At 61.1% G+C, this 5257-nt stretch carries 6 protein-coding genes; 3 read left to right on the top strand and 3 right to left on the bottom strand.

The genetic code is table 11. From position 1 onward, the window contains the following. Positions 1 to 364, bottom strand: a 364-nt coding sequence (locus WCA85_RS17015) for a POTRA domain-containing protein (protein WP_424065809.1), incomplete at its 3' end; no start/stop codon positions are given. A 563-nt stretch (positions 365 to 927) separates the two neighbouring features. On the opposite strand from WCA85_RS17015, the gene WCA85_RS17010 reads away from it, so the two are divergent. After that, entirely contained in the window at positions 928 to 1347 is a 420-nt protein-coding gene (locus WCA85_RS17010) for a DUF1801 domain-containing protein (RefSeq protein ID WP_424065806.1), read from the top strand. 127 nt (positions 1348 to 1474) lie between these two features. Next, positions 1475 to 2128, top strand: coding sequence for a TetR/AcrR family transcriptional regulator (locus WCA85_RS17005; protein ID WP_424065804.1), 654 nt, complete (start codon positions 1475 to 1477; stop codon positions 2126 to 2128). Positions 2129 to 2149: 21 nt separating this feature from the next. Here the strand turns inward: WCA85_RS17005 and WCA85_RS17000 are convergent, their stop codons facing one another. Next, positions 2150 to 4282, bottom strand: coding sequence for a pyridoxamine 5'-phosphate oxidase family protein (locus WCA85_RS17000; RefSeq protein WP_424065802.1), 2133 nt, complete (start codon positions 4280 to 4282; stop codon positions 2150 to 2152). 50 nt (positions 4283 to 4332) lie between these two features. Continuing rightward, entirely contained in the window at positions 4333 to 4974 is a 642-nt protein-coding gene (locus WCA85_RS16995) for a glutathione S-transferase family protein (protein WP_424065801.1), read from the bottom strand. Positions 4975 to 5087: 113 nt separating this feature from the next. Between WCA85_RS16995 and WCA85_RS16990 the strand changes: the two genes are divergently transcribed. Beyond that, a partial coding sequence (locus tag WCA85_RS16990) for a helix-turn-helix domain-containing protein (protein ID WP_424065808.1) occupies positions 5088 to 5257 on the top strand: 170 nt, incomplete at its 3' end.

Genomic DNA, 5257 nt, shown 5'->3' with positions numbered 1-5257 from the left:
GCGCGCGGTCGACCAGCGACTTGTCGTAATAGCGGCCCAGCGAGAGCCCGACCGAGTTCATCGCCTTGGTCAGGTTGTCCTTGTCGAATTCGTGGAGGCCGGAGAAGTCGATCGAGCCGATTGCCGGACGCTCCTGAACCTGCACGATGACGACATCGCCTTCGGTCGAAATCTTGACGTCGTTGAAGAAGCCCGTCGCGTACAGCGCGCGGATCGCTTCAGACGCCTTGTCGTCGGTGAAGGTATCGCCCTGTTTGATGGGCAGATAGGAGAAGACCGTGTTCGGTTCGATCCGCTGCAGGCCTTCGAGCCGGATGTCGCGGACCACGAACGGGTCGGTAGCAAAGGCCGAGACCGAGGTCATGCTTACGCCGATAAATGTCAGCGCACGGGCGCTACGAGCAAACAGGGTTTCAAAGTTCATACAGGCAGACGGGAAACTCTCACAATAGGGGGATCGCAGGCATATCCTCGGCGTACGCCTGCGCGAGGAGTTCGTGCATGACCGAGCAACGCAATGCTCTCGGGCTGATTGCCTTTGAGCATCAGATACACTGACCATCTCCGGTGAGCTCAAACGAGTTCAGAGAATGGATCTCCAAGGCAACTGTCGATGACATGTACGGCGCTCCCAGACTACGTCGACTGCGCAGTGTAGGAGAGTGGGGTAGTCATTTGGTTACTCGACTATTACGGATTCTTTATTCAGGTCGCCGAAGTTTATGTAAGGTGAACAAACTGTTTTCGAAACGCGATTGGTCGAAAGCAAAACTAAAGTTTCACGTCATGCAAATAGCGGCTTTGTAAGGCTTTCGACGCACGTGCTCGACCGACTTGTCAGCCTGTCATTCCGAGTGCGCTAGACTGACGCTTATGGCCCTATTGAAAGCTTGAACCAGCACCGTTACCGGAGGCGTAGGCAATCTAATGAATCCATCGGAAAACATCGATCAGCTGATTGCGGGAATCACCGACTGGCGCGGCAAAACATTTGCCAGTGTCCGAAAGGTCATCCTTGAGGCGGACCCGGAGATCATCGAAGAATGGAAGTGGATGGGAAGCCCGGTATGGTCCCGCGACGGCATGATTGCGGTCGCCAATGCCCATAAAGGCAAGGTGAAGCTGACGTTTGCCCACGGGGCGCACCTGGCCGATCCCGACAAACTCTTCAACGCCGGACTGGAAGGTAACGCAAGACGCGCGATCGATTTCTTCGAAGGCGATAAGGTCAACGCGAAGGGTCTAAGAAGCCTCGTCCGTGCCGCGATCGAGTACAACCAGACCAAGCTGAAGAAGAACGCGCCTGCTGGCAGTCGGGCGAAAGCAAGCCAGACTAAAACGGCCTGAAGCGATGGCGCTGACTTGACCGAGCCATTCTTTCGTCACTCATCCATCTGATTGCCGTATGCCTCGCCAGTCGAATCCGTCACCGCTCAAACCACGCAGGGCGCCGAGCCAACCCCGCTCCGAACGCATGGTCGCCATCTTGCTCGAAGCGGCCGCACAGGTGCTTGAAACGAAAGGACTCGAAGGTTTCAACACGAACGCGGTCGCGCAGCGCGCCGGCGTCAGCATTGGTTCGCTGTATCAGTACTTCGCCGGCAAGGACGCGTTGACGATTGCGCTGATGCAGCGCGAGAACGACCGCTTCTATCAGGAGGCACTTGCCGCGCTCGATCACCTGGACGGGCCGCTTGCGCTCGATTATCTGATTGGTGTCGCGGTGCGGCAGCAGTTCGCGAGACCGAGGCTTGCGAAGCTGCTCGATGTCGAGGAGAGCCGGCCGGAGTTGCGCACCGCGCTGTCCGGCAAAGGATCGATGCGCACCTTGCTGATGGAGATCCTCGCGCGGGAAGGCTTGCCCCAGCAACAGGACGCGGACGTCGCCACACGCGATCTGCTGGCGATCATCCGTGGCCTTGTGGATGCAGCCGGCGAACGCGAAGAAACGGACACGGCCGGACTTATTCGCCGCGTGACGGCCGCCGTGTTGGGTTATCTGACGATGATGTCAGGTGCGGACACCGAAAGGAATGACGCAGCGCCGCGCGCAGAAACGCCGCAACCCGCGGACAAACGTAGCGAGAGCGCAAGCACGGTGGCATCACGCCAGTCGAAACGCTCTTAGGGCGATGGCAAGAATTCGAGCCTACAGATCCAGAACAACGGTGGAGGCTTCTCCTGCTCCCGTGCGCGCCGGTATCGCGCAGCAGATCAGCGCGTGACCGGGCTGGATCACCGCTTCGTATGGCACCGGATAGCTCACCTCGCCGGAGATCAGACGCGTCGAGCAGGTGCCGCACATGCCGGATCGGCAGTTTGATGGTGCATCCACGCCGTTTGTCTCGGCAAAGTCGAGCAGGGTTCCGTCTTCGGCGGACCACCGTGCATCGCGTTGCGTGGTCGCAAATACTACTTTCGAACTGGTCGCCGGATCGCGCGGAGTGACGGGCGGGAGCTTTGGCGCCGCGCCAGAATCCGTAGCCGCAGCGCGCTGGGTACGCTTGACGCTGGCAGGTCCAAAGGCCTCGAAACGAATGCGCTCATCGGCGATATTCAGCGAGCGCAAGCCGTTATAGAGGTCCTGCATGAACGGGCCGGGACCGCAGAGGTAAAAGTCGTAATCGCCGAACGGCAGCACGCGCTTCAGAAAATCAATGTCCACGCGACCCGCCGTCCCGGCGGCAACGGCGAACTCGCCGTTCGAGGGCCGGCTTTCTCGCAGATGCACGCTCAAACGAGTAGAGGCACGCGCCGCGGCGATTAACTGCTCAGCGAAAGCATGCTCGTCGGCATCGCGCGCGCCGTGAATAAAGTAGATGTGTTCGGGCTGGTTCTGCGCGGACGAATCGGCGAGCATCGTGTTGAGCATCGCGATCATCGGCGTAATTCCAATGCCGGCCGAGAGCAGCACAACCGGACGCCGGCTCGTGCGATCCAGTGTAAATGTCCCACCGGGCAACTTGGTCTCGATCTCCATGCCCGGCTTCAACTGATCGTGCAACCACGCGGAAGCAACGCCCTCGCGCTTCACGGTAATGCGGAAATGATGGCCGTGATCGCTATCGGACAACGTATAGGTGCGAATCAACGGTGTGTCGGACCCAGGCACAGGCAAGCGGATCGGCAGAAACTGGCCGGGTTCGAAGTGCGGCAGCGCCGATCCGTCAACGCTCTGAAAATAGAAGGATCGCGCGGTTGGCGTTTCGTCATGCACGTCGGCCACCTTCAGCTTGCGCCATGCATCCGTCACTGCGGCCGCTGCAGGCTGCGTATCCCAGGTGCCGGTTCTCGCGAGTTGCGGCGCGTACTGCACTGCTGACCAGCGGAACGGCAACGCGTGCTGGCTGCGTCGAATTTCGCGCACATGAAAACGCATGAGCCGCTCAGCGCCTGTGAAGGATGCCAGCTCGGCGCCTTCCCAGATGATTTCGGCATCCACCGCCATGAACACGAGGTCGCCGGTTTCGAAATCGGGAAACAGGAGCCCCGCACGGGGATCGACCATCAGGTTGCCGATCGTATTGAAGAACAGATTGCCGGTGAAATCCGGCAGCGTCAGCGCCCCGTCATCGTCGACCCGCACGAAACCGGGCTTGCCGCCGCGGTGCGACACATCGGCGCCGCGTGCATGGCCCGCCTCGCTGGCGGCATTTGCGCTCGCGATGAACAGGGTGTCCGCACGGCCAATCAGCGCGCGATCCGCTTCGCTCAAAGACAGCGAGACTTCGGGCGCTGTGTTCGTAGCCGGCGTTTCGATGACGGTTGCGTCATAGGTGGGCGCGCGGCTCTGGATATATTTGTTGCAGTTGCCGAAGCTCTGGCTGACGGCCACCGTGATCGCATCTGCATCGTGCGCCGTTATCACGCCGTTGACGCGGTTGCGCCGCCGTGTGGCGGGCTGAATCCCAAGCGCGCCGATCAACGCGCCCACTTGCCAGGCGTCGCCCAGCGGATCGCCCGCCGGAGCACGTCCGGCGATGCGTAGTGTGTGTTGGTCGGGAGTCGAGATAAAACCGGCCTCGCCGAAGCGCAGCGTGGCCCACGGCTGTCCGCTCGCATCGAGCCCACCCAACACCATGAACGGCTGCTCTGAGAAAAACTTGCGATGCTGGTCGGGCATGAAGTCGCGAATGCCCCGGCGCGCTTCCACGTCCATACGCTCGCGCACGCCCCAACGCTCCTGCGCAGCCAGCTCGCCGACGTGGAACGGCGATTCGGCAGCGCGCCAGCCAGGCGCGGGACCAGCAGCAGGAGCGGGAACAGAAGCGGGGGTGGACATGATGGACTCCGGTGAGGTCCTCGGGCGGCGCGAAGCCGCCCGTTGTGGTGCTACTCGACGAGCAGTCCGGCCTTGCTGGCCGGCATCGCGATGAAGCCAGGGAGCGCTTCGACGCGTTTGAGCCATGCACGCACGTTCGGATAGGGTTCCAGCGAGATGCCGCCTTCTGGCGCATGGGCGATATACGAATAGCCCGCGACATCTGCAATCGTCGGCGTCTGGCCGGTTGCGAACGACTTGTCGCGCAATTCCGCGTCGAGCACCTTCAACAGATCCACCGCGATTTGCTGGGCGGTCGGCAGGTCGCGTGGCGCACCGAACAGCGTCACGAGGCGCGCGGCGCAAGGGCCGTAGGCGATCTTTCCGGCCGCCAGCGACAGCCACCGTTGCACGGCGGCGGCGCCTTCCGGATCTTGGGGCAGCCATGAAGGGTCGCCATATTTGCGTGCCAGGTACACCAGAATCGCGTTGGAATCGCTCAGGACGAAATTGCCATCTTCGATCACCGGCACTTCGCCAAACGGGTTGAGCGCAAGGTGCGCCGGCTTGCGATTGTCACCCGCCTTCATATTCAGTTCGACCACCGTGAACGGCAAATCGAGCAGCGACAGGAACAACCTGATGCGGTGCGCGTGGCCGGACAGCAAGACGGAATGCACCCGGATCGGTTGAGCGGGCTTGGAAGAAGGCATGAACGACTCCAGAAACAAGGGAATGGAAAGAGTGAACGTAGCTTAGGCTGTTCCGTTGGGCCTGAGAAGATGGATAATCATGGTTACTCTTTCCTCTTAAAGTGGATAATCCAATGGCGAGCGCCAGTGATGTCAACCTCAACCGGCTGGCGGTTTTTGTGGCAGTCATTGAGTGCGGGTCGCTGACGGCCGCGGCCGACCGCCTCGGCGTCGCCAAGACCATGGTCAGCACGCACATGCAGCGGCTCGAGGCGGAAGTGGGCGCGAGCCTGCTGGTACGCAC

The sequence above is a fragment of the Paraburkholderia sp. genome (genome assembly GCF_049581445.1).
In the GTDB taxonomy this organism is placed as follows: Bacteria; Pseudomonadota; Gammaproteobacteria; order Burkholderiales; family Burkholderiaceae; genus Paraburkholderia.
This window is presented reverse-complemented; position numbering and strand designations above follow the sequence as displayed.

Coding starts and splice junctions, on each gene's coding strand:
- WCA85_RS17010 (WP_424065806.1), top strand. CDS start 928: ATGAATCCATCGGAAAACATCGATCAGCTGATTGCGGGAATCACCGAC.
- WCA85_RS17005 (WP_424065804.1), top strand. CDS start 1,475: ATGGTCGCCATCTTGCTCGAAGCGGCCGCACAGGTGCTTGAAACGAAA.
- WCA85_RS17000 (WP_424065802.1), bottom strand. CDS start 4,282: ATGTCCACCCCCGCTTCTGTTCCCGCTCCTGCTGCTGGTCCCGCGCCT.
- WCA85_RS16995 (WP_424065801.1), bottom strand. CDS start 4,974: ATGCCTTCTTCCAAGCCCGCTCAACCGATCCGGGTGCATTCCGTCTTG.